Here is a 26,160-nt window from a genome sequence, read left to right on the forward strand (position 1 = left end):
GGCTGCGCCCCCACTCCCATCCGTCATCCCGGCGGACGCCGGGACCCACGGATGCGATCGATCTGATGGAGCGCATCACGCCGCCGTAGCGCCCCCATGGATACAGACCTTCGTCGGGATGACGGGGAGTGGGGTGCCGCCCCTTCTGCTTTTCTCCGTGTCCTCCGTGCGAACACACGTCTTTCTTCGCGGCTCAGCGGCTTCGCGTGGACATCACTCGACGAACGGCTCCACCGTGATCCGCCGCCCCCGCAGGAAGGCGTCGGCCACATGGCGCAAGGGGGCGATGTCGACGTCGGATTGACCGGCGCGGACGATCTCGGCGAAACGGGCGTAGAGGCCGGCATATTCGCCGTGAAGCGCATCCTCATGCGAGGGTTCGGTGCCGTCGGGCATCACCAGACGCGCGCCGCCATCGTGGAGGGTCAGCGTGCCCTCCGCAGTGTCGACGACGATATCCCAGCTCTGCGGGCCTTCCTGCCGGAAGTCGAAGTCCGCCGCGATGGCCACGCCATGGTCGTCGGCGAAGGTGATGCGCGCGGCGATCGGGGCGTCGCAATTGGCAGGGAAATCCAGTTCCGCATCGGCGATGAAGAACGGCCGCGGCAGGATGCGGGTGACGATCGACAGCGCGTTGATGCCGGGATCGAACACGCCAAAGCCGCCCGCCTCCAGAATCCACGCCTGTCCCGGATGCCAGACGCGGATGTCCTCGCGCCATGTCACCGTGACCTTGCGGATGTCGGCATGGGCGAGGAAGGCGCGCGCCGGCTCGACGCCAGGGGCGTAGCGCGAATGCCAGCTCGCGAAGAGGCTGATGTTGGCGGCGTCCGCGGCGGTTTGCAGGTGCGCGACCTCGGCCAGCGTCGCGCCGGGGGGCTTTTCGAGGAAAACGTGCCAGCCCTGTGCGATCGCCTGTGCGGCTATGGTGCGGCGAACCTGCGGCGGGGTGCAGAGTGACACAGCATCGATCGCGATCCCGCTGGCGATCAGATCGGCGAGTTCCCGGAAGTGCGGGACACCGTCTACGCCTTCGCCGTTACGGCTGACCGTCGCGGCGAGCGTGATGTCGCCGTTGCCGGTGATCGCGGGGACGTGCTGGTCGTGGGCGATCTTGCCCATCCCGACCAGCGCGAGTCGGATCGGCTCGCTCACAGCGGCGTCACCGTGACCGGCGCGGCGGGTGCGGTGGCGAGCGGATTGCGCAGCGGCAGCGTGAAGGGCGCGGCCTCGATCGCGAAGACGTCGCCGTCCTGCGTCTGAATATTGTCGGCGCAGGACAGGGTCGCGGTGCCGAAGAAGTGAACGTGCACGTCCCCCGGGCGACGGAAGGACGCATATTTGAAATGATGATGTTCGAGGTTGGAGAGGCTGTGCGACATATTCGCCTCTCCGGTGAGGAACGGCTTTTCCCAAAGGGTCTCGCCGTTCCGCTCGATCCGGCTGGTGCCACGGATGTCGGCGGGCGGTTCGCCGAGCAGCAGTTCCGCACCGAGCGCCGCCTGCCGCAGCTTCGAATGCGCGAGCCACAGGTAATTATGGCGTTCCGTCACATGGTCGCTGAACTCGTTCGCGAGTGCGATGCCGAGGCGGAAGGGGGTGCCGTCGTCGCCGATCAGATAGATGCCGGCGAGTTCGGGTTCCTCGCCGCCGTCCTGCGCGAAGGACGGCGAGGTCAGCGGCGCTCCGGGCGCGATCAGCGACTGGCCGTCGCCCTTGTAGAACCACTCGGGCTGCGCACCCGTCTGACCCTCCGTCGGTCGGCCGCCCTCCATGCCTTCGAGAAAAAGTCGCATCGAGTCGGTCTGTTTGCCCTCGGCAGCGGCCTTGTGCATCGCATCACGGCCCGATGCGGAGCCGAGGTGGGTCAGCCCGGTGCCCGCGAGCATCAGGCGCGAGCTGTCGTCGTGATCGATCGCGGGCAGCAGTTCGCCGGCGGCGAGCGCGGCGGGAAGGTCCACCGTCTCGTCCGAGCGACGGGCGCGGGCAGCGTCGAGCAGCGAACTGCCTTCGGTAATGGCGGCAGCCGCGAGTTCGCGGGTGGTGGTGACGCCTGTGAGGACATGCGCGGCATGCTCGGCGAGGATTACCCGGCGCGTGCCGTCGGGCAGGCGCTGCTGAAGGAGGCGGGCCGAAATCGAAGAAGGAGGTGTCATGCGAGGGCCTTCACTGCGGAAACGAACGTCGCGGCATCGCGCGCGACGTCGGCGGCGGACTTGCCGGCGCGATAGAGATTGGAGCCGAGGCCGAAGCCATCCGCTCCGGCGGCGTGCCATGCGGCCATGGTGTCGGGGGTGATGCCCCCGACGGCGAGCACTTTCGTGTCCTTGGGGAGGACGGCGCGTTGCGCCTTGAGGTAGGTGGGAGCGGCACCTTCGGCCGGAAACAGCTTGAGGCCATGCGCGCCGGCGGCGAGTGCGGCGAAGCCTTCGCTGGGGGTGTAATATCCGGGCAGCGAGATCATGCCGCGCGCGACCGAGGCGCGGATGACGGCGGGATCGGTGTTGGGCGAGACGATGAGTTCGCCGCCCGCGTCGGCGACGGCGGCGACATCGTCTGTGGTGAGTACGGTGCCCGCACCGACGATCGCCCGGCCAGCGTAGCGCTTCGCCATTGCGGCGATGCTGGTCAGCGGGTCGGGCGAGTTCAGCGGCACTTCGAGCAGCGTGAAGCCGGCATCGACCAGCGCGTCGCCGATCGCCTCAGCCTCGGCGGGGGTGAGGCCGCGGAGGACCGCGACGAGCGGGCAGGCGGCGAACGCCTCGGCGAAGCGGGTTGCGGGGTCGGTCATTGTAAAGGCTCCCGGGGTGTTGCGGCATGCTGGCCTTGGCGGTGGTGACGTCGCGAGAGGATCATGCGGCCAGATGCGCGCGCAGGTGGTGGATGCCGGCGATGAAGGCCATCGTCGCGTCGACCGGCTCTACCCGGCCGCCGAGCGTTTCGATCGCGGCGGTGTAGAGAGCGGCGAGCGTGCCGTCGGCGAGCAGGTGGACCGTCTCGCCCGCCATATCGCGTGCGCCGACGTCGGAACCGATCAGCACGCCGCTGGCATAGGCCGCAGCGTCTTTGGGTGCGCGGCGGGCGAGGAGGACGGCGGCACGGACCTCGAACAGCGCCGCGCCGAGGTCGCAGGCACCGGCGCCGCGCGCGATGCCTTCGCGAAACGCAGTCCCATCCGCGACCGGGCCGTCGAGCATGCCGGCGAGGATGCCGTGCGCCTTGAGCAGCGCGAAGAGTTCGCCGGTCATCACCGTCGTCACATCCACGATCCGCGCGTCCTGTGTGGCGATCCATTTGTTGTGCGTGCCGGGCTGGCAGAACAGCGCATCGGCAGGGGCAAGGCCGGCGGCGACCGCGCCCAGAACCTGCACCTCTTCACCGCGCATCACGTCGGCACGGGCACCATGGACCCAAGACACGCCGGGGACGATAATGGCTCTGGCATCGTCGATCCGCAGCGCGGTCCGGCCGAGTGCAGCAAGATCGGCGGGAGCGGGCACATAGGGCGCTTCCCGCCAGCCGCGGGTCGAACCGATCATGCCCGCCGCGATGACCGGCAGATCGCCGAGCCGTTCGCGCAGCGTGGCGAGCGCGGGGACATAATCGTCCGCCGCCATCGCCAGCACGCCGGCCCCGTCGCGCATGCCGTCCGACACGCTGCCGTCCGCCTCGACCCGGTAGGCGCGGCGATTGGTCGTACCCCAATCGACCGCGATAATCGCATTCGCCATCCCGCTTACTCGGCTTGGGGCGTGCCGAGGTCGGCGGTCGGCTTCGAACCCCAGAGCGCATAAGCGAGGACGACGACCTCGCACGCCATGGTCAGGAAGAACGAGTTCTGGAGGCCGTAGCGATCGGCGAGCCAGCCCTGGACAACGACGAGCGCACCGCCGGCGATCGCCATGATCATCAGGCCCGACCCCTCTTCGGTCAGCGGGCCGAGGCCGCGGATCGCGAGCGTGAAGATCGTCGGGAACATGATCGAATGGAACAACCCGACCGCGATCAGCGACCACATGGCCATCGGCCCGGTGGTGAACGTCGCAACGGCGACGACGACGAGCGCGCCGAAGGCGAAGACGCTAAGCACGCGTTCCGGTGCGATCTTTTGCATGATGAGGCTGCCGGCGAAGCGGCCGACCATCATCCCGCCCCACAGCAGCGCGAGATAGCGCGACGCCTGTTCGTGCGTGATCGCGGCGATCTCGGGCTGCGAGACGAAATTCACGAACAGGTTGGCGACGCCGATCTCGGCGAGCAGGTAGGCGATCATCGTCGGGATGCCGAGCGTCAGGTTGCGATGCTTCCACAGCGAATGCTGGTGACGGTCCGCCTTGGCCGCGCGCTGCGTCGCCGCGCCCAGCGATGGGAGCGGGAAGCGCGCGATGACGACCGCGAGGACGACCAGCACGATCGCGACGAGGACGTAGGGCAGGATCACCGACTGCGCGTCCGCATAACGCTGTGCCTGCGTCAGCGTCGCGCCGGCTTCGGCGGTCCCGCTCTGGCTGCGGCCGAGAATCAGATAGCCGGCGAACAGCGGCGCGAGCGTGGTGCCGAGCGAGTTGAAGGCCTGCACCAGGTTCAGCCGCGACGATCCCGTTTCGGGCGGGCCGATGACGGTGACATAGGGGTTGGCCGCGACCTGCAGCAGCGTGATGCCGCTCGCGATGATGAACAGCATGACGAGCGTCACGCCATAGGACGGCAGGCTGGCGGCGAGCGTCATGCCGAGCGCCCCGGCAGCCATGATCAGCAGGCCGATCACGATCGCGCGCTGGTATCCGACGCGCTCGATGAGTTTGGCGGACGGAATGGACGCGAAGAAATAGGCGATGAACCAGACCGATTCGATCAGCGTCGTCTGGGTGTAGTCGAGTTCGAACACCGATCGCAGGTGCGGCAGCAGCACGCCGTTGATGACGGTGATGAAACCCCACATGAAAAACAGGCTGGCGAGCAGGCTGAGCGCCTTGCCGTAGGAGGCGCTGCCCCCTGCCCCCACCGCATGATGCGTGGTCGTGCCGATCGGTCCTGCCATTCTCTCATCCTCTTCCGCTGCCGACGTCGTTCCGCCGCCTTGCGCCCCGGTTATTTGTCTGACTATAAAGGCAGCATACGCCGGGTCAATGCCGGCGATGAGTGTCGGGAGAGATGCGGTGAAGGTTCGAAAGGCTTTGGGGATGGCAGGCGCCGGATTGATGACGTTGGCTGCCGCGCAGGCCGATGCGGCCACCGCGAAGCGCGAGGCTGCAGGGGCGCTGCCCGACGGTACCGCCGTGGAGGCGATCACGCTGATCGCGAAGGGTGGTGTCGAGGCGCGCATCCTGACCTATGGCGCGACGTTGCAGGCACTGCGTGGCCCGGATCGCAACGGCAAGGTCGCCGACGTGGTGCTCGGCTATGACGATGCCAGGGATTATGCCTCACATCCCAATTACTTCGGCGTCACCGTCGGTCGTTACGCCAATCGCATCGGCGGGGGCCGGTTCACGCTCGACGGCAAGACGTATCAGCTGCCGCTGAACGACAAGGTCAATTCGCTGCATGGCGGCACCAAAGGGTTCGACAAGCAGCCGTGGCGGGTCGTGTCGGTGAAGGACGGCAGCGTCACGCTGGCGCTGACCAGCGCGGACGGCGATCAGGGCTATCCCGGCAAGCTCGACGTGACGGTCACCTATGCGATGAGCGACGACGGTGCGCTGACCATCACCTTCGGTGCCAGCACCGACAAGCCGACCGTGGTAAACATGACCAACCACGCGATCTTCAATCTCGCCGGCGAAGGATCGCCGAGGGACGCGATGGGGCATCGGCTGACGATTCCCGCCAGGGCGATCACGCCGGTCGACGCCAATCTGATCCCGACCGGCGAGCTGCGCCCCGTCGCGGACACGGTGTTCGATTTCCAGAGCGGGCGTGTGGTCGGCGACGGCCTGCGCGACGGTCGCGATCCCCAGATCGTGATGGGCCACGGCTACGATCACAATTTCGCGCTCGACAAGGGACTGTCCACGGCGCCGGGCCTTGCCGCGCGACTGGAGGACCCTGTATCAGGCCGTGTGCTGGAGGTGTCGACGACCGAGCCGGGCGTGCAATTGTATACCGGCAATTTCCTCGACGGGACGTTCATCGGCAAATCGAAACACGTCTACAGGATGGGCGACGGCATTGCGCTGGAGCCGCAGAAATTCCCGGACTCTCCCAACAAGCCCGCCTTTGCGTCCGCCCGGGTCGATCCCGGCAAGCCGTATAGGCACGTGATGATCTACAAGCTATCGGTGGCCAAATAACATGACGCAATCGCGCACGCCCCTCCGTTCCAGGGCCTGGTTCGACAACCCTGCCAACATCGACATGACCGCGCTGTATCTGGAGCGGTACCTGAACTTCGGGCTGAGCCTGGAGGAGCTGCAATCGGGCAAGCCGATCATCGGCATCGCCCAGACCGGCAGCGACCTGTCGCCGTGCAACCGCCACCATCTGGTGCTGGCGGACCGCGTGCGCGAGGGCGTGCGCGAGGCGGGCGGGATCGTGCTGGAATTCCCCGTGCACCCGATCCAGGAGACGGGCAAGCGGCCGACCGCGGGGCTTGATCGCAACCTTGCCTATCTTGGGCTGGTCGAGACGTTGTACGGCTATCCGCTCGACGGCGTAGTGCTGACGATCGGTTGCGACAAGACGACGCCCGCCTGCCTGATGGCGGCGGCGACGGTGAATATTCCGGCGATCGCGCTGTCGGTCGGGCCGATGCTCAACGGCTGGCACAAGGGCGAGCGCACCGGGTCGGGCACGATCGTGTGGAAGGCGCGGCAGCTGCTCGCGGCGGGCGAGATCGACGATGCGGAATTCATCCGGCTGGTCGCGTCGTCCGCGCCATCGACGGGCTATTGCAACACGATGGGCACCGCGACGACGATGAACTCGCTGTGCGAGGCGCTCGGCATGTCGCTGCCGGGATCGGCGGCGATCCCCGCGCCGTATCGCGACCGGCAGGAGGTGTCGTACCTGACCGGCAAGCGCATCGTGCAGATGGTGGCGGAGGATCTGAAGCCGTCCGACATCTTGACGAAGCCGGCGTTTCACAATGCGATCCGAGTCAATTCGGCGATCGGCGGTTCGACCAACGCGCCGATCCATCTGTCGGCGATCGCCCGCCACGTCGGCGTCGACCTGCCGCTAAAGGATTGGGAGACCGAGGGGCACAAGGTGCCGCTGCTCGTCAACCTGCAACCCGCCGGCGAATATCTCGGCGAGGATTATTACCGCGCGGGTGGCGTGCCCGCGGTGGTCAACCAGCTGATCGGGCAGGGGCTGATCCATGAGGATGCGCTGACCGTCAACGGCAAGACGATGGGCGAGAATTGCCGCGGCGTCGCCATCGAGGACGAGAAGGTGATCCGTCCGTTCGACCAGCCTTTGGTCGAGGATGCGGGCTTCATCGTGCTGTCGGGCAATCTGTTCGACGCGGCGGTGATGAAGACCAGTGTGATCTCGCCCGAATTCCGCCAGCGTTACCTGTCCAACCCCGACGATCTCAACGCGTTCGAGGGGCCGGCGGTCGTGTTCGACGGGCCGGAGGATTACCACCACCGCATCGACGATCCCGCGACCGGGATCACGCCGGAAACGCTGCTGTTCATGCGCGGCGCCGGGCCGATCGGCTATCCCGGCGCGGCGGAGGTCGTCAACATGCGGCCGCCGGCGTATCTGATCACCGAGGGCGTTAGCGCATTGCCATGCATCGGCGACGGGCGACAATCGGGAACGAGTGGATCGCCGTCGATCCTGAATGCGTCGCCAGAGGCGGCGGCGATGGGTGGGCTCGCGCTGCTTAAGACCGGCGACCGCGTGCGCGTGGACCTCAACACCGGCACCGCGAACGTGCTGATCCCGGACGCCGAACTGATGGACCGGCGGGCGGCGCTGGAGGCGGCGGGCGGGTTCGCCTATCCGAAGTCGCAGACGCCGTGGCAGGAGATCCAGCGTGCGGTCGTCGGGCAGATGAACACCGGCGCGATCTTGGAGGGCGCAGAGAAATACCAGCGGATCGCACAAACGATGGGGTTGCCGCGCGACAACCATTGATGGAGTTCCCTCCTGCGCGCGAGAGAAACGTTGCTGATCCTCACGGCGCGGCAAGATTCCAGTCCTCCCCCGCGAGGGGGAGGCGGCGCCGAGCAGCGGTGACGGAGGGGGAGGCAAGCGATGTCCTCCGTGACCCAAGACATCGCTACGCTCAACAAACTCACGCTTGCAGCAAGCGCTCCGTATCCTCGTGCGCCTGTTGCAGCAGGACGATGGTCGCGTCCCTTGCCGTCGCCGCATCGCTGGCCGCGATCGCATCGTAGAGGCGGCGGTGCTGGGGCATGGGGTCGCGGGGGCGGCGGCTGCCGCGGAACTTGAAGATGGTCGTCCAGCGAACCGCCGCACCGATACTGCCCGACAGGCTGACCAGCAGTTCGTTGTCGGTCGCCTCGAGAATCGTGTTGTGGAAGGTCTGGTCCGCCGCCTGACCCTCCGGCGTGTCGAGGCCGTGCTCGACCATGCCGTGCAGGGCCGTGTCCATCCGCTCCAGCTGATCGGCGGTACGCGACAGTGCGGCCATCTCGGCAGCGGCCGGTTCGACGATCATGCGCAACTGGAACAGCGCACGGACGAAACTGGCGGGTGGTTCGCCCTCGAACATCCATGCCAGCAGATCGGGATCGAGCAGATTCCATTGTGCGCGTTCGCGGACGCGGGTGCCGGATTTGGGGCGGCTTTCGACGAGCCCCTTGGCCGACAGCATGCGCAGTGCTTCGCGCACGACGCTGCGCGAGACGCCGCGCTGGCTGGCGATGTCGATCTCGCCCGGAATGACGCTGCCGGGCGGGTGACGGCCGGTGACGATGGCGATGCCGAGGTCGCGAGCGATCAGCGTATGGGACGGTTCGCGCCGCTCGCTCTTGATCGCCATCCCGCTCTCCCTCGATTTGTCAGACTACGCCTAGGCCGCATGGCAACGGTTGGAAAGCCCGGCGCTTGACTGTAGCGGTGCTGTCATGGCCGTTACCGATATCGCGACGCGCACCTGGGACCATAATTGGCGGCTCGATCCGATCGTGCGCAGCCTGCTCGACACCGATTTTTACAAGTTGCTGATGCTGCAGATGATCCGCCACCTGCACGGTGACGTCGATGCCACGTTCCGGCTGATCAACCGCAGTACCAGCGTCCGTCTCGCCGATGTGATCGACGAGGATGAACTGCGGGCGCAGCTCGATCATGCGCGGCGACTTCACTTCGCCAAAAAAGAATTGATCTGGCTGGCGGGTAACAGCTTCTACGGCCAGCAGCGGATGTTCGCGCCCGACTTCATCGCCTGGCTCGCGGATTTCCGGTTGCCCCCGTACGAATTGCATCGCGTCGACGGACAGTTCGAGCTGACGTTCGAAGGACCCTGGACGCACACGACCATGTGGGAGATCCCGGCGCTTGCGATCGTCAACGAATTGCGGGCGCGGGCGGCGCTGCGCGGCAAGGACCGGTTCGCGCTCGACGTGCTCTACGCACGCGCCAAGGCGAAGCTGTGGGACAAGGTCGAGCGGCTGCGCGATCTCCCCGACCTCGTCATCTCCGACTTCGGCACGCGACGGCGGCATGGCTTCCTGTGGCAGCGCTGGTGCGTCGAGGCGCTGAAGGAGGGGCTGGGCAGCCGCTTCATCGGATCGTCCAACGTGCTGCTGGCGATGGACAATGATCTGGAGGCGATCGGCACGAACGCACACGAACTGCCGATGGTGCTGGCGGCACTGGCGCGCGACGATGCCGGGGTCGCGGCGGCGCCCTATCGCGTGCTGGAGGAATGGCAGGCGCATTACGGCGGCAATCTGCTGGTGGTATTGCCCGATGCGTTCGGCACGGCGGCATTCCTGCGCGATGCACCGGCATGGGTCGCGGGCTGGACCGGCTTTCGCCCGGACAGCGCGCCGCCGATCGAGGCGGGCGAGCAGGTGATCGAATGGTGGCAGGCTCACGGGCAGGATGCGCGCGACAAATTGCTGATCTTCTCGGACGGGATGGACGTGGATTCGATCGAGCGCGTCTATCGGCACTTCCAAGGACGGGTGCGGATGAGCTTCGGCTGGGGGACGAACCTGACCAACGACTTCCGCGGCTGCGACCCCGATGGTGCAGCGGGACTGGAGCCGATCTCGCTGGTGGCGAAGGTGACGCGGGCGAACGGCCGGCCGGCGGTGAAGCTGTCCGACAATCCGGCGAAAGCCACCGGCGATCCGGCCGAGATCGCACGGTACCTGCGAATATTCGGTGCGGACGGACGAACGCGAAGCGAAGTGAGCGTGTGACCCGATTTCTCTCCCGCGAGTGAGCAGGGGTTTGGAGTGGTTATGATCGACGTTCTCGCCTTGTCGGCGTTGCCCGACACGCTCGCACCCCGGCTGGCGGAGCGGTTCACGCTGCATGTCGGTATCGACCATGCGCCGTGCGACCGGGTGCGCGCGCTGGTGGGCGGCGGGACGATGCTGGTCGACGGCGCCCTGCTCGATCGTCTGCCCGCCCTGGAGATCATCGCTGTGCACGGGGTCGGGCATGACGGGATCGATCGCGATGCGCTGGCGGCGCGCGGCATCGTGCTGGCGATCACCGCGGGTGTCTTGACCGACGACGTCGCCGACCTTGCGATCGGATTGTGGCTGGCGGTGGAGCGACGGATCGCGGCGCACGATCGCGTCGTGCGGGACGGCGGCTGGTCGGTGCCGCTCGCCCGGCGTGCGTCCGGGCGGCGGATCGGGGTCTATGGTCTGGGAGCGATCGGGCGGGCGATCGCCTTGCGGGCGGTACCGTTTGCCGGGGAGTTGCTCTACAGCGCGCGTTCCCCGAAGGCCGATGTGCCCTGGCGGTTCGTCGCCGATCTGCGCCGCCTCGCCGGGGAATGCGATGTACTGATGCTGTCGGCAGCGCCCGACGAGGCCAACGTCGGGGCGGTCGATGCGGCGGTGCTGGCGGCACTGGGGCCGGACGGCGTTCTGGTGAACGTCGCGCGCGGCGCGCTGGTCGATCAGCCCGCGTTGATCGCCGCACTCGAGTCCGGGACGATCGCCGGGGCGGGACTGGACGTGTTCGCCGACGAACCGGATGTGCCGACGGCGCTGCGGCGGGACAACGTCGTGCTGTCTTCGCATCAGGGGTCCGCCACCGTGGAGGCAAGAGCGGCGATGGCGGCGATGGTGGTGGCCAATCTGGAGGCGCACTTCGCCGGGGAGGTCCCCCCGGGGCGGGTATGATAGAACCGGCGTTCTCGTTCATACCCTTGCCTGCGGGTGGGCGTTACCCGAGATAGGCCGCGATCGCCTCTGCCGTACCGTCCGGAACGTGGAGGCCGAGTTTGCTGCGACGGTAGAGTATGTCGTCCGCCGTCCGCGCCCATTCGTGCGTGACGAGATAATCGATCTCACGTGCGTAGAGATCGCCGCCGAAATGCCGGCCGAGCGCGACGACGTCCTGCGCGTCGCCCAGCAGCGCAGCGGTGTCGGTACCGTAGGCACGGGCGAGGCGTTGCAGGAGATGCGCAGGCAGGTCGGGGCGAGCGGCGATCAGGCTGGCCAGCATTGTGTCGAAATGCATGAAATCGCCGCCGGGAAGCGGCTGTGTCGCAGTCCATGATCCACCCGCATCCGGGAACGTGGCCGCCAGTTTCTCGAGCGCGTGTTCGGCCAGCTTGCGATACGTCGTGATCTTGCCGCCGAACACGCTCAGCAGCGGTGCCCGTCCGTCCTCCGCGTCGAGGTCCAGAACGTAATCGCGCGTCACCGCAGAGGCGTTGGCAGCGTGATCGTCGTAGAGCGGACGGATGCCTGAATAGCTCCAGACGATATCGGCCGGGCCGATCGCGCGCGTGAAATAGCGGTTCACCGTGTCGCAGAGGTAAGCTGTCTCCTCCGCGTCGATGGTCGCAGGGCCGGGCGGCCCCTGCCACGGCTGGTCGGTGGTGCCGATCAGGGTGAAGTCGCGTTCGTAGGGAATCGCGAAGACGATGCGGCGGTCCGGGTTCTGCAGCATGAAGGCGTGTTCGCCATCATATAGGCGTGGCACGACGATATGGCTGCCCTTGATCAGGCGCACGCCGCGGTCCTGGTGGGCGCCCGGTACCTTCGACAGGATATCGGCGACCCATGGCCCGGCGGCGTTGACCAAAGCACGGGCGATTACGGTACGCGGGCCGGCGGCATCCTCGATGGTCGCACGCCATTCGCCGCCATCGCGGACGGCGGCGATCAGGCGGGTGCGGGTGTGTATCGCCGCGCCGCGAGCGGCGGCATCGCGGGCATTAAGGACGACCAGCCGGCTGTCCTCTACCCAGCAATCGGCATAGACGAAGGCGCGGTCCGCCTTGCCGGGCTTCAATCCGTTGCCGCGGGGATCGCGCGACAAATGGATCGTTTCCGTCGCGGGAAGGCGCTTGCGGCCGCCGAGATGGTCGTAGAGAAACAGGCCGAGCCGCACCATCCATGCCGGCCGCGGCGATTGCGCCTGCGGCAGCACGAAGGCGAGCGGCCAGATGATGTGCGGCGCGATGCCGAGCAGCCGCTCGCGTTCGATCAGCGCCTCCCGCACCAGCCGGAACTCGCCATATTCCAGATAGCGCAGACCGCCGTGGATCAGCTTGGTGCTGGCGGACGAGGTATGGCTGGCGAGGTCGTCCTGCTCGACCAGCATCACCGACAGGCCGCGTCCGGCGGCGTCGCGGGCGATCCCCGCGCCGTTGATGCCGCCGCCGACGATCAGCAGGTCCACGTCCGCCATGCTCACGTCCTCCAGGGTGGCCCGCTTTACCCGAAAGCGGCGCTGCGTCACCATGGCGACGATACGAAGAGGATGACCGATGGCTGCAACCCATATCCTGGCGATTGATCAGGGGACGACGTCGACGCGCAGCATCGTCTTCGATGCGCAGGCGCGCGCGGTCGCGACGGCGCAGGTCGAGTTCGCGCAGCATTATCCCGCACCAGGCCGGGTCGAGCACGATCCCGAGGACATCTGGCGCGATACGCTGGCGACCGCGCGACAGGCGATCGCGGAAAGCGGCGTGGGCGCGAAGGGGATCGCCGGTATCGGCATCACCAACCAGCGCGAGACGGTGGTCGTCTGGGACCGCGCGACCGGAGCGGCGCTGCACCGCGCGATCGTGTGGCAAGATCGCCGCACGGCGGATGTATGCGCCGCGCTGAAGGCGGACGGTATCGAGGCGACGGTCCGCGCCAGGACCGGGCTGTTGCTCGACCCCTATTTTTCCGCGGCCAAGATCGCCTGGATCCTCGACCATGTCGACGGTGCCCGCGCCCGGGCGGAGCGGGGTGAACTGGCGTTCGGGACGATCGACAGCTTCCTGTTGTGGCGGCTGACCGGCGGCGCGGTGCACGCCACGGACGTGACCAACGCGGGGCGGACATCACTCTACGATATCCGGGCACAGCGCTGGGATGAGGAATTGTGCCGGCTGTTCCGGGTGCCGATGGCGATGCTGCCGCAGGTGCACGACAACAGCCATGTCTTCGGCACGACGGCCGTCGGGCTGTTCGACGCGGCGATTCCGATCGCCGGCATGGCGGGGGACCAGCAGGCCGCGCTGTTCGGGCAGGCGTGCTTCGAGGCAGGCATGGCAAAATCGACCTATGGCACCGGCTGTTTCATGCTGCTCAACACGGGAACGGAAGCGCTGACGTCGGAGCATCGCCTGCTGACCACGCCTGCATATCGGCTGGACGGGGTGATGACCTATGCGCTGGAGGGATCGATCTTCGTCGCGGGGGCGGCGGTGAAGTGGCTGCGCGACGGGTTGGGCGTCATCACCCATGCGCGTGAAACCGACGACATGGCGACGCAGGTGCCGGACAGCCATGGCGTCTACATGGTCCCCGCCTTCGTCGGGCTGGGCGCACCGCACTGGGACCCGGCGGCGCGGGGCGCGATCTACGGCCTGACGCTGGGGACGACAGCGGCGCATCTGGCCCGTGCGGCGCTGGAGGCGGTCGGCTACCAGACGATGGATCTGGCGGAGGCGATGATCGCCGATGGCGGCGATGCGCCCGCGACGATCCGGATTGATGGCGGCATGGCCGCGAACGACTGGCTGTGCCAGTTCCTTGCCGACATGGTGCAGGTGCCCGTGGAGCGACCCGAGCATCTGGAGACGACTGCGTTGGGCGCAGCGTTTCTGGCGGGGCTGGCGACGGGTGTCTGGGCGGATCGCACGGCACTGGCCCGCACCTGGCGGCGCGGCGCCTGTTTCGAACCGCGAATGGCGGCGGCGGACCGCGCACGGCTGGCGGTGGGGTGGCAGGATGCGGTGCGGCGAACGCTGGTCGGCTAGGCGATCGTCACGCCGGCGGCAGCGAAGCGATCCTCGATATCGTCCAATGTCGTGCGACCATCGGCGATCGGCATGCCGATCGCGCGGCTGAGGTCCTTTACCACCACGGCCTCGAATCCGTGCGCCACCGCGTCCAGTGCCGACCAGCCGACGCAGAAGTCATACGCCAGACCGACCAGCACGCAGCGGGTCACTCCGGTGTCGCGCAGGAATCCGGCAAGGCCGGTGGCGGTGCTGCGGTCGTTCTCGCGAAAGGCGGAATAGCTGTCGATTGCGGGATTGCCGCCCTTGCGCAGGATCATCTGCGCGTGGTCGATCGCCCGCGCGATTCCGGGGTGGAAGGCCGCGCCGTGGCTGCCCTGCACGCAGTGATCGGGCCAGAGCACCTGTTCGCCATAGGGCATCATCGTCGTGGAGAAGGGCACGGCACCGGGATGGCTGCTCGCGAACGAGCTATGACCGGCGGGATGCCAGTCCTGCGTGATGACGACATGGGCGAAACGGGCAGCAAGCGTCGCGATGCCCGGCATGATCGCATCGCCGTCCCCGACGGCGAGTGCGCCGCCGGGGCAGAAGTCGTTCTGCGGATCGATGACGATCAGCGCGTCGGTGGGAAGCGGGGTCATGCCCGCGTTATCGCGCGGGATAACGCAATGGGAAAGACCCGGCCGCGTGGGGCGCGACCGGGTCTTCTGTCGTCCTGCATTCGCAGGAACACGGGGCTAGCGCGCGGGTGTCGCTGCCGGTGCCCCCGCTGAAGGCGGAGTCCCAGCCGGTGCGGCCGCGGGTGCGCCTGCGGCGAGCGGCGGCGGGGGTGTGCCGCGACCGTCTGCGGGGGGCGGAGGCGGCGGGCCGTCGCCACGCGGGCCACCGGAGCCGTCCGGACCACCGGGTTTGCCGGGGCCGTGCGGTCCACGTGGGCCGTGAGGACCGTGCGCGGGTCCCACCTCCCTGACCTGACCCGCCGGATCGACGAGGAAGCGGGCGCGCAACTGGCCGTCGTCGTAACGACCTTGCACCGTCATGGCGCTGCCCTTGACGATGCTGCCGGCATTGCGGCCCGCATCGATCATCGCGCGGCCGCTGCCGTCCTGCACGACGAAGCGATCGCCGAAGACCTCGGCGACGCGGCCCTTCACCGTGACGATGCCGTCGCTGGAACCCAGTCTGGCGATCGGCGTGACGTTGGTCGGCGCCATCTCGATCGATGGGCGGGTGAGCGCCACCGCGCCTGCGCCGCCGGCTGCGCCGATCGCGATCAGGGCGGTTGCGCCGAGTGCCAGACGCTGACGGCGTCCGATTGTCATACGTGTCATCGGGTCTCTCCGGTTGGTGTGTCGATGACGGCGTTCTAGGATGGTGCGTCCGACCCCCGCTGAACCACGCGGTTCAGGTTCGGTTTAGCGACGGGGGATACCGGCTGCCGATGCGTATCTTGCTTGTAGAGGACGACAGCGATCTGGGCCCGGCGATCGCACGCGGACTGCGTGCCGAACATTTCGCCGTCGATCTGGTCGCGGACGGGATCGACGCTGCGCATCTGGGAGAAACGGAGGCGTATGACGTCGCGGTGCTCGACCTCGGGCTGGCGGGCAAGGACGGGATCACCGTGCTCAAGGAATGGCGCGCGGCCGGACGCGTGCTGCCGGTGCTGATCCTGACTGCGCGCGACGGCTGGTCCGACAAGGTCGCGGGCTTCAAGGCCGGGGCGGACGATTATCTCGTCAAACCGTTCCGGCTGGACGAGCTGGTGATGCGGCTGCGCGCGCTCGTCCGGCGCGCAGCGGGGCACGCGCAGCCTGTGCTCACCTGCGGGCGGCTGTCGTTCGATACGCAGATCGGGCATTTCGAACTGGACGGCCTGCCGCTGAAGCTGACCGCGTTCGAATGGCGGGTGCTGTCGGCGCTGATGCTGCGGCGCGAAGCGGTGATCGAGCGTCTCGACCTGCTGGAACGCGTCTATGAAGGCGATGCCGATGTCGATTCGAACAGTCTCGAGGTGATCGTCGGGCGGCTGCGACGCAAGATTGGCCCGACGATGATCGAGACGGTACGCGGCCGTGGCTACCGGCTGACGTGCCCATGATCCGCCGGCTGCTGCCCAATTCTATTCAGGGGCGCATGCTGCTGTTGTCGGCGATGGCGATCCTGTCTGCGCTCGGGGTCGCGGGCTGGGCGATCGGCGGCGTGCTGGAGCGGGTGGTGACCGAGGGCATCGACCGGAGACTGGATGCACAGATCGCTCTGCTGGCGAGCGTGGTCGATGCCGATGGGCAGGTCGACCGTGCGGCGCTGGCGGAGCGATCTGGCGCGCTGGAGGCGGGTCGGGGGTGGCGGTGGCGGATCGAGACGCCAGCGGGCGCGATCGGGTCCACCGACCGCCCCGTGCTGCACGGGCGCCCGCACCCGCGCCACGAACGCGGCCCGGAAGCGCTCGACGGTGCGGACGGGGCCGGACGCGGCGTCCATGCGCGGCGGCTGGTGATCGGCCGGACGACGGTAACCGCCTCGGTCCCGCGTGCCGTGATCGACCGGCCGCTCGAGGATGTCTTCTGGCCGTTGCAGCTGGCGCTGGCGATCCTTGCGTTGCTGCTGGCGGCGGCGACATGGGTACAGCTTCGGCTGGGGCTGAAGCCGCTCGGGCGAATGCAGGCGCAGGTTGCCGCGATCCGGGCGGGGGCGGCGACGCGGCTGGACGAGGACCAGCCGGTCGAATTGCGCGGTCTGGTGGCAGAGCTCAACGCGCTGGCGGCGGATCGCGAAGCAGCGCTGGCGACGGCGCGGCAGTCGGCGGCGAATCTCGCTCATGCCCTGAAGACGCCGGTGGCGACGCTGGCACTGTCCGTACGCGATGATCCGGGCCGGACGGCGCAGGTCGCGCGGATCGATGCGACAATCCGCCACCATCTGTCGCGGGCGCGGGCCGCGACCACTGATGCGCGCGCCAGTACGATGGTCGCGCCGGCCGTCGCAGATCTGGTGCAGGCGATCGGGCGGCTGCATGCGACGCGCGGGCTGACGATCGATACGGATATCGCCGACGTGACTGCCGCGATCGACGCGCAGGACTTCGACGAACTGCTCGGCAATCTGTTGGATAATGCGGCGCGGCATGCCGTCATGCGGGTGTGGGTGACGGCCCGGCGGCAGGCCGATGCGCGGTGGCTGGAGCTCTGCGTCGCCGATGACGGCCCCGGCATTCCCGCTGCGGAGCGCGATCGGGTGACGCACCCCGGCGTGCGGCTGGACGAGCGGGGCGAGGGGCACGGGTTCGGGCTGGCCATCGTGCGCGAACTGGCGGATCTGCATGGTGGGCGGTTGACGCTGGCGGCGCGGCAGGGTGGCGGTCTGGCAGCCTGCGTGACGTTGCCGGCACGGCACCAAATGGCATCCGGTGCGTAACGCTCTTCGACCCTGTTACCGGAGACTTTCTGCATGAGCGGCCCTGCGCTTTTCCAGCCCGTCACCGTCGGTTCGCTGACGCTGCCAAATCGCATCGTCATCGCGCCGATGTGCCAATATTCCGCCGACAATGGCTGCATGACCGACTGGCATCTGATCCACCTCGGCCATCTCGCGCTGTCGGGCGCCGGGCTGCTGACGATCGAGGCGACCGCGGTCGTGCCGGAAGGCCGGATCACCTATGCCGACATCGGCCTCTGGGACGACGCGACCGAGGCGGCGATGGCGCGCGTGCTGGAATCGGTACGCCGTCATTCCGACATGCCGATCGCGATCCAGCTCGCGCATGCCGGGCGCAAGGCATCGACCGACCTGCCGTGGAAGGGCGGCAAGCAGATCGCGCCGGATCATGCCGACGGGTGGCAGACGGTGGCGCCCTCCGCCACGCCGTTCGCCGAGGGCGAGAATGCACCCGCCGCGCTGACCGTCGATGATCTGAAGCGGCTGTGCGACGCCTTCGCCGGATCCGCGCATCGGTCGGCGCGGCTGGGGATCGACGCGGTGCAATTGCATGGCGCGCATGGCTATCTCCTCCACCAGTTCCTTTCGCCGCTCTCCAATCGGCGCAACGACGATTATGGTGGCAGTCTTGAGAACCGGATGCGCTTCCCGCTCGAGGTCTATGACGCCGTCCGCGCAGCATTCCCGGCGGATCGCCCGGTGACGATGCGGGTGTCCGGCAGCGACTGGGTGGAGGGTGGCTGGGATGCGGCGCAGACCGTCGCCTTTGCGCAGGCGCTGGAGGCACGCGGGTGCGCCGGTATCCACGTGTCGAGCGGCGGGCTGGACCCGCGGCAGGCGATCCCGGTCGGCCCGAGCTATCAGGTGCCGCTCGCGCGGGCGGTCAAGCAGGGCTGCGGTATGCCGGTCGTCGCGGTCGGCCTGATCACCGATTACGAACAGGCGGAGGCGATCGTAGGCACCGGCGATGCGGACATGATCGCGCTGGCCCGCACGATCCTGTACGACCCGCGCTGGCCCTGGCACGCGGCGGCGCATCTGGGCGCCCGGGTGAAGGCGCCCGACCAATACCTCCGATCGCAGCCGCGTCAGTACCGGCACCTGTTCGACGTCTGATCGCGTAATTGTCAGACTAGACGAATCCGTTGGGGCAGGGGATGAAGCGCTGCTGATAACGAGAGGATCGCCTGCGATGACCGACCACAATGTACGCACCCTGCTGCCGGTACAGGCGACGCTGGGCGAGGGGCCGGTGTGGGTCGGTCGCGATCGCGCCTTGTGGTTCGTCAACATCAAAAGCCGGCATGTGCATCGCGTCGATCCGGCGACCGGCGCGGCGCGGCGCTGGGACGCGCCCGATCAGGTCGGCTGGGTGCTGCCGGCCGCCGATGGCGGCATGATCGCGGGCCTGCGGACGGGATTGCACCGGTTCGATCCCGCGGACGGCAGCTTCACCTTCATCGCCCGCGCGCAGGGCGATGCCGCCGGCAACCGGCTGAACGATGCGGCTACCGACAGCGCCGGCCGGATCTGGTTCGGCACGATGGACGATGCCGAAACCGATGCGAGCGGGCGCCTGTACCGTTTCGCCGATGGCGCAATCGTCGATAGCGGCCTGCCGCCCGTGTGCATCACCAACGGGCCCGCGATCGCTGCGGACGGCACGCTGTACCACACCGATACGCTCGGCAAGACGATCTGGCGCGCGCGTATCGGCAACGACGGCACGCTCGGGCCGGCAGAGCGGTTCGTCACGATCGAGGACGACGCGGGCCATCCGGACGGATCGGTCGTCGATGCGGACGGTTGCCTCTGGGTCGCATTATGGGGCGGCTGGGGTGTGCGGCGCTACGATCCGGCAGGCACGCTGATGGGCACGGTGACGCTGCCCGCGTCCAACATCACCAAGATCGCCTTCGGTGGCGACGACTTGCGCACCGCCTTCGCAACCAGCGCGCGCAAGGGGCTGGACGACGCTGAACTGGCCGAGCAGCCCGGGGCGGGAGACGTGTTCGCGTTCGATGCCGGGGTATGCGGATTGCCCGTGACACCGGTCGTACTGCCGTAATCCCTCCCTCGCGAAGCGGGGGAGGGGGCCGCCCACGCAGCGGATGGTGGAGGGGGCGTTTCCACAAGCGATCAGGTTCGTCGCCAACCTCCCCCTCCGCCAGTTTCGCGGCCACCCCCTCTTGCAGGGACGACCGATCAGGTAGCGCTGGCTTCTCGCTTCCCGTCGATGCGCCGCGAAACGCCCCAGGCGTTGTCGTCACCCAATCCTTTCGGCAACAGCGCGGGCGCGAGATTCTGGAAGCACACCGGCCGCAGGAAACGGGCGATCGCCAGCGTGCCGACCGATGTCGTGCGGCCATCGCTGGTGGCCGGGAACGGTCCGCCGTGCACCATCGCCGGCGCCACCTCGACCCCGGTCGGCCAGCCGTTCGCGAGGATGCGCCCGACCCGGCGCGCGAGCACCGGCACCAGCGTCGCGGCATCGGCCTCGTCGGCTGGATCCATCTGCAGCGTCGCGGTGAGCTGACCCTCCAGACCGGCGATGACCTTCGCGATCTCCGCGACGTCGCGGCAACGCACCACGACCGAGGACGAGCCAAAGACTTCATGGCTGAGCGCGGCATCGGCAATGAACGCCCCGGCCGTCGTCTCGAACACCGCGCCGACCGCCTGGTTGACGCCTTCGCCCACCTTGCCGCGCGCGACGGTGCGAACCGCCTCGTGGCTGGCGAGCGCGTCGACACCCTGTTCGAAGCTGGCATGGATCCCCGGCGACAGCATCGTGATGGGCGCACTCTCGGTCAGCGCGGCGGCAGCGGCGGCGACGAACGTGTCGAGGTCGGGACCGTCGATCGCCAGCACCAGGCCGGGGTTGGTGCAGAACTGGCCGGCACCCATCGTCAACGACGCGACGAATTCCTTGCCCAGCGCCTCACCGCGTGCGGCGAGCGCGGCGGGCAGGATCACGACGGGGTTGATGCTCGACATCTCGGCATAGACCGGGATCGGCTCCTTGCGTTCGGCCGCGATACGAACCAGTGCGAGGCCGCCCCCGCGCGATCCGGTAAAGCCCACCGCCTGAATGCGGGGATCGGCGACCAGTGCACCGCCCAGCTCGTTGGTTTCGCCGGGCAGGTAGGAAAACACGCCGGCGGGCAGGCCGGCATCTGCCACCGCCTTCTGGATCGCGCGGGCGACCAGTTCGCCGGTGCCGGGATGCGCCGGATGTCCCTTCACCACCACTGGGCAACCGGCGGCGAGCGCCGAAGCGGTGTCACCGCCCGCGACGGAGAAGGCGAGCGGAAAATTCGACGCGCCGAACACCGCGACCGGGCCGATGGCGAGATTGATGCGGCGCAGATCGGGGCGCGGCAACGGCGCGCGGTCGGGCATGGCGGGATCGATCGTGGCATCGAGGAAGTCGCCCTGACGCACGACGCCGGCGAACAGCTTCAACTGCCCGACAGTGCGGCCGCGCTCACCCTCCAGTCGCGCTCGCGGCAGACCGCTTTCGCTCATCGCGCGGACGATCAGGTCGTCACCGATGTCGAGGATGTTCTGCGCGATCGCCTCGAGGAAGGCGGCGCGCGCTTTCAGATCGGTGGCGGCATAGGTCGGGAACGCCGCTTCCGCTAACGCGCACGCCTCATCGACGGCATCGTTGCCTGCCGATGAAAAGTCCGGAGTCAGCGTTTCGCCGCTGGCCGGGTTTACCGCGGTGAAGCGTTGCGCGGCCTGGCGTGCTTCGCTGCCGATCAGCAGGGCGCCGTCGATCATCGGAAAATACCTCTCTCGGAAAATGTCGGACTTATTCTAGGGTCGCGGGAGGGATACGACAATGGCCCGATCGCGGTCCGCTGCCACATGGTGACGATCCGGACCCATTGACCATATCGACTCAGGCACGTTTGCGTGGGATGACACCGGTTTCCTGAACCGACAGGCGAGGATCGAGGAGAGGACCCGTGATGCCGAACGCCATCCGCCGCTGTGCCGTGCGCACGACCGCGATCCGTCTGGGCATCGCGCTGCTGTGCACATCGTCCGTCCCGGTCTCCGCGCAGGGCATACCCGCACCCGCACCGCCCGTGCCGCAACGGATCAGCGCGTCCAAGATTGTGCTGGTCGGCGATTCCACCACGGCGGTGGCCGGTGGCTGGGGCGGGGTGTTCTGCGGCGAGCATGTCACGTCGTTCGTCGCCTGCGTCAATCTGGCGCGGGGCGGGCGTAGTTCGGGCAGCTATATCGCGGAAGGATCGTGGGAAATCGCGCTCGCCGAGATGAAGACGCCGGGGTTCGCAAGAACGTGGGTGCTGATCCAGTTCGGCCACAACGATCAGCCGGGCAAACCGGGCCGGTCGACCGATCTCGCCACCGAGTTTCCCGCCAATATCGCCCGCTATGTGCGGGAAACGCGTGCCGCGGGCGCGATGCCGATTCTGGTCACGCCGCTCACCCGGCGAATGTTCGCAAACGGTGCGCTGTCGAACGATCTGGAACCCTGGGCCGCGGCAGTGCGCAAGGTCGCGGCGACGATGAAGGTGCCGCTGATCGAACTGAATGCGAAAAGCGCCGCCGCGGTACAGGCGATGGGCGAGGCGCAGGCCGACCGATTCGCGCAGCTGCCACCCGGCGTGGCCGGCACGGCCGTGCCGGCCGCCACCGGTGAGGTCGACGATCTGCCGTTCGCACAGCGCAAGCTGTCGTTCGATCGCACGCATCTAGGCTATGCGGGCGCTCGCTATTTTGCGGCGATGATGGCGCGGGAATTGTCGGCGACGGTGCCCGAGATGCGCAAAATGCTGTTCCAGAACGGATATTGAGGACCAGCGGGGCAGTCAGTCGGGGTGATCCCCGCTCTCTTCGGCAACATGGGGGTCGAGATCCCATGTCGCCGCGACCTGCTCCACCGCCTTGCGGGCGATGCCGTCGAGCTCTTCCGGGCAAAAGGCCTGCACGTCCCAGTTGTGCATCGCGATGCCGTCTTCGGGATCCGCGAGCGTCGGCAGCATGAATTCGATCTTGGCCCCCTCGCTGTCGAGCGACAGTCGCAAAGCCGCCTGATTGAGCTCGTCGCGCAGCGACTCGGCACCCAGCCGTTCCCGGCTCACGCGCACGTACCGTTCGAGCGCTGCGCCGTCCGTCGTGCCTGCACCATGATCGTTCTCCCGGTTTGTAACCGAGCGCGAGAGCGGCCGGATCGTTCCCGGCCCGGCCTGATCCCGATCAAAGAAACGGCCGGCCGCCGGTCACCGGGATCGTCGCGCCGGTGATGTAGCTCGCTTCGTCGCTGGCGAGCATCACATAAGGCGGCGCGAGTTCGACCGGTTGCGCCGCGCGGCCCAGGGGCGTGTTCTGCCCGAACGTCTTCACCGCTTCCGGCGGCATCGTCGACGGGATCAACGGCGTCCACACCGGACCGGGCGCGACCGCGTTGACGCGGATCTTGCGGCTGGCGAGCATCTGCGCCAGGCCGGCGGTGAAATTATGGATCGCTCCCTTGGTGGTCGCATAGGCCAGCAGCGTCTGGCTGGGATCGTCGGCGTTGATCGACGTCGTGTTGATGATCGATGCGCCCTCGCCCATGTGCGCCACTGCGGCCTTCGACAGATAGAACATCGAATGCATGTTGACCGCGAAGGTTCGCTGCCACTCCTCGTCCGGAATATCCTCCAGCGCTTCGAAGCTGCGCTGGTGCGCCGCATTGTTGACCAGCACGTCGATCCTGCCGAACGCCTCGGCGGCACGCGCGACGACGCTGCGGCAATGCCCGGGGTCGGACAGGTCGCCGGCGACCGTAACGGCGCGCCGACCGGCCTCCTCGACCAGCCGCTGCGTTTCTGCGGCGTCGTCGTGCTCGTCGAGATAGGCGATCAGCACGTCCGCCCCTTCGCGTGCGAAGGCGAGTGCGACCGCGCGGCCAATGCCGCTGTCGCCGCCGGTCACGATCGTCGCCTTGCCGGCGAGCCGGCCCGATCCTTCGTAGCTGTGCTCGCCGTGATCCGGTCGCGGGTCCATCCGGTCGGTGCGACCGGGTATGTCCTGCTGCTGTTCGGGATAGGGGGGCGTTGGATAATCGGTCATATCGGCTCCTCGTTTTGAGGCCGCCAACCCGCCCCGCCGGTGCGTGTTCCGCCAGATGGCACGTGCATCGATCTGGGTTAGCGAGGTTTTTTGACGATCGTCGATGATCGGGCAATCGGTGGTCGATATGTCGGGCACCATTGCGGCACGGCGCAAAACCGGCTTGGAGGCGGTGATGCGCTACCTGCCGATCGCCGCTCTCGTCATCGCCGTATCTGCTCCGATCCGGGCCCAGACCATATCCGGCACGGGCGACGGCGCCGACATCGTCGTCACCGGGCGGGGATTGGCGGCATCGCCCGGCGAACGCGCCTTCGACATCGTGACGATCGATCGTGCACGGCTACAGGCGAATGCGAGCGCACGACTGGAAAGCGTGCTGGCCGATGTCGCCGGGTTGCAGCAATTCCGGCGCTCCGACAGTCGTACCGCCAATCCCACTAGCCAGGGCATCACCCTGCGCGGCATCGGCGGCAACGCGTCCAGCCGGGCGCTGCTGATCCTCGATGGCGTGCCGCAGGCCGATCCGTTCGGCGGTTGGGTGGCGTTCCCCGCTTATGCCACCGGTCGTCTGGGGCAGGTACGCGTGACGCGCGGCGGCGGCAGCGGGTATTTCGGCGCCGGTGCGCTGGCCGGCACGGTGCAGCTCGACAGTGCCACCCCCGACCAGCTGAGCCCGCTCGACGCCAGCGTCTTCTACGGCAGCCGCGATTCGGTCGAGGCGCAGGCATCCGGCGCGCTGGTCCGCGCCGGCGGTTTCGCGACGCTGTCCGCCGCCTATGCGCGGGGCGACGGGTTCGTCCCAGTGGTGGCGGGCAGCCGCGGCCCCGTCGACCGGCCCGCCCCGTACGAACAGGCGTCGGGGGCGCTGCGTACCGTGATCGGCGTCGGCGCGTCGACCGAATTGCAGGCGAACGTCAGCGCATTCACCGACCGGCGCGAACGCGGCACCGCATTTACGATCAACCGGTCGCAGGGTGCGGATGCCAGCCTGCGCCTCGTCGGCAGGGGGCGCTGGGGATGGTCGGCGCTCGCCTATCTCCAGACCCGCGCCTTCGCGTCGGACTTTGCGAGCGTCAACGCCGCCCGTACGACGGTGAGCCAGTCGCTCGACCAGTATCATACGCCCGCTACGGGGCTGGGTGCGCGGCTGGAGGTGCGCCCGCCCGTCGGCGGCACGATCGACCTGCGGATGGGCGCCGATATCCGCGACGTGTCCGGCAAGACGCAGGAGCTGTTCACCTTCGTGAACGCGGCACCGACCCGGCGGCGGGAAGCGGGGGGATCGACCCGCACCGAAGGCCTGTTCGCCGATGGCAGCATTGCGATCGACGCATTGACGTTGACCGGCGCGGCGCGAATCGATCGCTGGAGCATCGACGGCGGCTATCTGACCGAACAGCCGATCGTCGGCGGTGCGGCGCTGACCGCCAACCGGTTCGCGGATCGCGACGGCAGCGAATTCACCGGCCGCATCGGCGCGGCGTGGCAGGTCATGCCTGCGATTACACTGCGGGCTGCGGGCTATCGCGGCTGGCGATTGCCGACGCTCAACGAACTCTACCGCCCATTCCGTGTCGGCAACGACGTCACCGCCGCCAATGCCGCGCTCTCGCCTGAGCGTCTGACCGGGATCGAGGGTGGCGTGACGCTGACGCCGCTTGCGGGCGGGAGCCTGGCCGCAACCGTCTTTCACAACCGGCTGGACGATGCGATCGCCAACGTCACCTTGTACTCGACGTCGACCAGCGCATCGCGGGTGCGCCGCAATCTCGATGCCATCCGCTCGACCGGGGTCGAGGTCGATGCCAGCTACACCGTCGGGCGGGTCACCGCGCTGGCATCGTGGAGCCATGTCGACGCCCGGGTAAGGGCATCGGCCGCGGCGGCGGCGCTCGATGACCTCCGCCCGGCGCAGACGCCGCGCGATGCGCTGTCCGGCACGCTCGGCTGGCGCCGGGGGCGGGCGGCGCTGTCGGCCACGGTCCGCCGTGTCGCGCGCCAGTTCGACGATGACCAGAACGGCCGCAGCCTCGCGCCTGCGACGACGCTCGACGGTTACGCCGCGCTGCCCTTGACGCGCGGTCTGTCGATCGAGGCGCGCGCGGAAAACCTGTTCGATGCGCGCGTGGAGGCCGGCATCAGCGGTGCCGCGATCGTCGAGCGCGCCTCGCCCCGAACGTTGTGGATCGGCATGCGCGCGGCGCTGGACTGAGCCGCGGCGGCGCACCGGGCATCGACGCGCGGCGCCCGCGGGCTTATGCGGCGAT

The 26,160-nt window shown here is 68.1% G+C and carries 23 protein-coding genes; 11 read left to right on the plus strand and 12 right to left on the minus strand.

Translation table 11 applies throughout. From position 1 onward, the window contains the following. Positions 1 to 213: 213 nt before the first annotated feature. The 5 genes from NF699_16070 to NF699_16090 form a co-directional block, all read right to left on the minus strand. The gene (locus tag NF699_16070) at positions 214 to 1,122 is read right to left on the minus strand and encodes a Gfo/Idh/MocA family oxidoreductase (GenBank protein ID USU07123.1); all 909 of its coding nucleotides are present in this window, start codon (positions 1,120 to 1,122) and stop codon (positions 214 to 216) included. A 29-nt stretch (positions 1,123 to 1,151) separates the two neighbouring features. Continuing rightward, positions 1,152 to 2,156: a GguC family protein gene (gene gguC / locus NF699_16075; protein USU04540.1), complete on the minus strand. Its 1,005-nt coding sequence runs from the start codon at positions 2,154 to 2,156 to the stop codon at positions 1,152 to 1,154. Beyond that, positions 2,153 to 2,791 carry a 2-dehydro-3-deoxy-6-phosphogalactonate aldolase gene (locus NF699_16080; protein ID USU04541.1) on the minus strand — a complete coding sequence of 213 codons (639 nt, stop codon included), beginning with the start codon at positions 2,789 to 2,791 and terminating at the stop codon, positions 2,153 to 2,155. The genes gguC and NF699_16080 overlap by 4 nt, the downstream gene beginning before the upstream one ends. Before the next feature lie 61 nt (positions 2,792 to 2,852). Beyond that, positions 2,853 to 3,731 (minus strand): 2-dehydro-3-deoxygalactonokinase, encoded by an 879-nt coding sequence (locus NF699_16085; GenBank protein USU04542.1) that lies wholly within the window; start codon positions 3,729 to 3,731, stop codon positions 2,853 to 2,855. Between the two features lie 5 nt (positions 3,732 to 3,736). Next, positions 3,737 to 5,041, minus strand: a complete 1,305-nt coding sequence (locus NF699_16090) for a sugar MFS transporter (GenBank protein ID USU04543.1) — start codon at positions 5,039 to 5,041, stop codon at positions 3,737 to 3,739. A 160-nt stretch (positions 5,042 to 5,201) separates the two neighbouring features. Here NF699_16090 and NF699_16095 point away from each other — a divergent pair, with 160 nt between their 5' ends. Together NF699_16095 and NF699_16100 are read left to right on the plus strand one after the other, a co-directional pair. Beyond that, positions 5,202 to 6,293, plus strand: coding sequence for a galactose mutarotase (locus NF699_16095; GenBank protein USU04544.1), 1,092 nt, complete (start codon positions 5,202 to 5,204; stop codon positions 6,291 to 6,293). A gap of 1 nt (position 6,294) precedes the next feature. Continuing rightward, positions 6,295 to 8,088, plus strand: a complete 1,794-nt coding sequence (locus tag NF699_16100; protein ID USU04545.1) for a dihydroxy-acid dehydratase family protein — start codon at positions 6,295 to 6,297, stop codon at positions 8,086 to 8,088. Positions 8,089 to 8,248: 160 nt separating this feature from the next. Here NF699_16100 and NF699_16105 read toward each other — a convergent pair whose 3' ends face one another. Beyond that, a complete protein-coding gene (locus NF699_16105; protein USU04546.1) occupies positions 8,249 to 8,959 on the minus strand; it encodes a FadR family transcriptional regulator in 711 nt (236 codons plus the stop codon). 85 nt (positions 8,960 to 9,044) lie between these two features. Between NF699_16105 and pncB the strand changes: the two genes are divergently transcribed. Both pncB and NF699_16115 read left to right on the plus strand, forming a co-directional pair. Beyond that, positions 9,045 to 10,349, plus strand: coding sequence for a nicotinate phosphoribosyltransferase (gene pncB / locus NF699_16110; protein ID USU04547.1), 1,305 nt, complete (start codon positions 9,045 to 9,047; stop codon positions 10,347 to 10,349). A 42-nt stretch (positions 10,350 to 10,391) separates the two neighbouring features. After that, positions 10,392 to 11,288 carry a 2-hydroxyacid dehydrogenase gene (locus NF699_16115; protein USU04548.1) on the plus strand — a complete coding sequence of 299 codons (897 nt, stop codon included), beginning with the start codon at positions 10,392 to 10,394 and terminating at the stop codon, positions 11,286 to 11,288. Between the two features lie 43 nt (positions 11,289 to 11,331). Here NF699_16115 and NF699_16120 read toward each other — a convergent pair whose 3' ends face one another. Next, the gene (locus tag NF699_16120) at positions 11,332 to 12,807 is read right to left on the minus strand and encodes a glycerol-3-phosphate dehydrogenase (protein ID USU04549.1); all 1,476 of its coding nucleotides are present in this window, start codon (positions 12,805 to 12,807) and stop codon (positions 11,332 to 11,334) included. Positions 12,808 to 12,886: 79 nt separating this feature from the next. Here NF699_16120 and glpK point away from each other — a divergent pair, with 79 nt between their 5' ends. Next, a complete protein-coding gene (glpK, locus tag NF699_16125) occupies positions 12,887 to 14,374 on the plus strand; it encodes a glycerol kinase GlpK (GenBank protein ID USU04550.1) in 1,488 nt (495 codons plus the stop codon). On the opposite strand, the gene pncA is transcribed toward glpK, so the two are convergent. Further along, complete coding sequence (pncA, locus tag NF699_16130) at positions 14,371 to 15,000, minus strand: bifunctional nicotinamidase/pyrazinamidase (protein USU04551.1); 630 nt, start codon at positions 14,998 to 15,000, stop codon at positions 14,371 to 14,373. The two genes, glpK and pncA, sit on opposite strands and share 4 nt — an antisense overlap. Positions 15,001 to 15,096: 96 nt before the next feature. Next, positions 15,097 to 15,690 carry a hypothetical protein gene (locus NF699_16135; GenBank protein USU04552.1) on the minus strand — a complete coding sequence of 198 codons (594 nt, stop codon included), beginning with the start codon at positions 15,688 to 15,690 and terminating at the stop codon, positions 15,097 to 15,099. A 110-nt stretch (positions 15,691 to 15,800) separates the two neighbouring features. Between NF699_16135 and NF699_16140 the strand changes: the two genes are divergently transcribed. The 4 genes from NF699_16140 (at position 15,801) to NF699_16155 (ending at position 19,865) form a co-directional block, all read left to right on the plus strand. Further along, on the plus strand, positions 15,801 to 16,460 hold the full coding sequence (locus NF699_16140; protein USU04553.1) for a response regulator transcription factor: 660 nt from the start codon (positions 15,801 to 15,803) through the stop codon (positions 16,458 to 16,460). After that, positions 16,457 to 17,776 carry a HAMP domain-containing histidine kinase gene (locus NF699_16145; GenBank protein USU04554.1) on the plus strand — a complete coding sequence of 440 codons (1,320 nt, stop codon included), beginning with the start codon at positions 16,457 to 16,459 and terminating at the stop codon, positions 17,774 to 17,776. The genes NF699_16140 and NF699_16145 overlap by 4 nt, the downstream gene beginning before the upstream one ends. A 33-nt stretch (positions 17,777 to 17,809) precedes the next feature. Continuing rightward, positions 17,810 to 18,913: an NADH:flavin oxidoreductase/NADH oxidase gene (locus NF699_16150; GenBank protein ID USU04555.1), complete on the plus strand. Its 1,104-nt coding sequence runs from the start codon at positions 17,810 to 17,812 to the stop codon at positions 18,911 to 18,913. Positions 18,914 to 18,989: 76 nt separating this feature from the next. Then, positions 18,990 to 19,865 carry an SMP-30/gluconolactonase/LRE family protein gene (locus NF699_16155; protein ID USU04556.1) on the plus strand — a complete coding sequence of 292 codons (876 nt, stop codon included), beginning with the start codon at positions 18,990 to 18,992 and terminating at the stop codon, positions 19,863 to 19,865. 137 nt (positions 19,866 to 20,002) lie between these two features. On the opposite strand, the gene NF699_16160 is transcribed toward NF699_16155, so the two are convergent. After that, complete coding sequence (locus NF699_16160) at positions 20,003 to 21,583, minus strand: aldehyde dehydrogenase (NADP(+)) (protein USU04557.1); 1,581 nt, start codon at positions 21,581 to 21,583, stop codon at positions 20,003 to 20,005. 191 nt (positions 21,584 to 21,774) lie between these two features. On the opposite strand from NF699_16160, the gene NF699_16165 reads away from it, so the two are divergent. Further along, complete coding sequence (locus tag NF699_16165) at positions 21,775 to 22,629, plus strand: rhamnogalacturonan acetylesterase (protein ID USU04558.1); 855 nt, start codon at positions 21,775 to 21,777, stop codon at positions 22,627 to 22,629. 15 nt (positions 22,630 to 22,644) lie between these two features. On the opposite strand, the gene NF699_16170 is transcribed toward NF699_16165, so the two are convergent. After that, entirely contained in the window at positions 22,645 to 22,917 is a 273-nt protein-coding gene (locus NF699_16170) for a hypothetical protein (GenBank protein ID USU04559.1), read from the minus strand. A gap of 115 nt (positions 22,918 to 23,032) precedes the next feature. Next, a complete protein-coding gene (locus tag NF699_16175) occupies positions 23,033 to 23,890 on the minus strand; it encodes a glucose 1-dehydrogenase (GenBank protein ID USU04560.1) in 858 nt (285 codons plus the stop codon). A 175-nt stretch (positions 23,891 to 24,065) separates the two neighbouring features. Here NF699_16175 and NF699_16180 point away from each other — a divergent pair, with 175 nt between their 5' ends. Further along, on the plus strand, positions 24,066 to 26,105 hold the full coding sequence (locus tag NF699_16180; GenBank protein ID USU07124.1) for a TonB-dependent receptor: 2,040 nt from the start codon (positions 24,066 to 24,068) through the stop codon (positions 26,103 to 26,105). Positions 26,106 to 26,160: the final 55 nt, after the last annotated feature.

Source organism: Sphingomonadaceae bacterium OTU29LAMAA1 (assembly GCA_024072375.1).
GTDB lineage: Bacteria > Pseudomonadota > Alphaproteobacteria > Sphingomonadales > Sphingomonadaceae > Sphingomonas.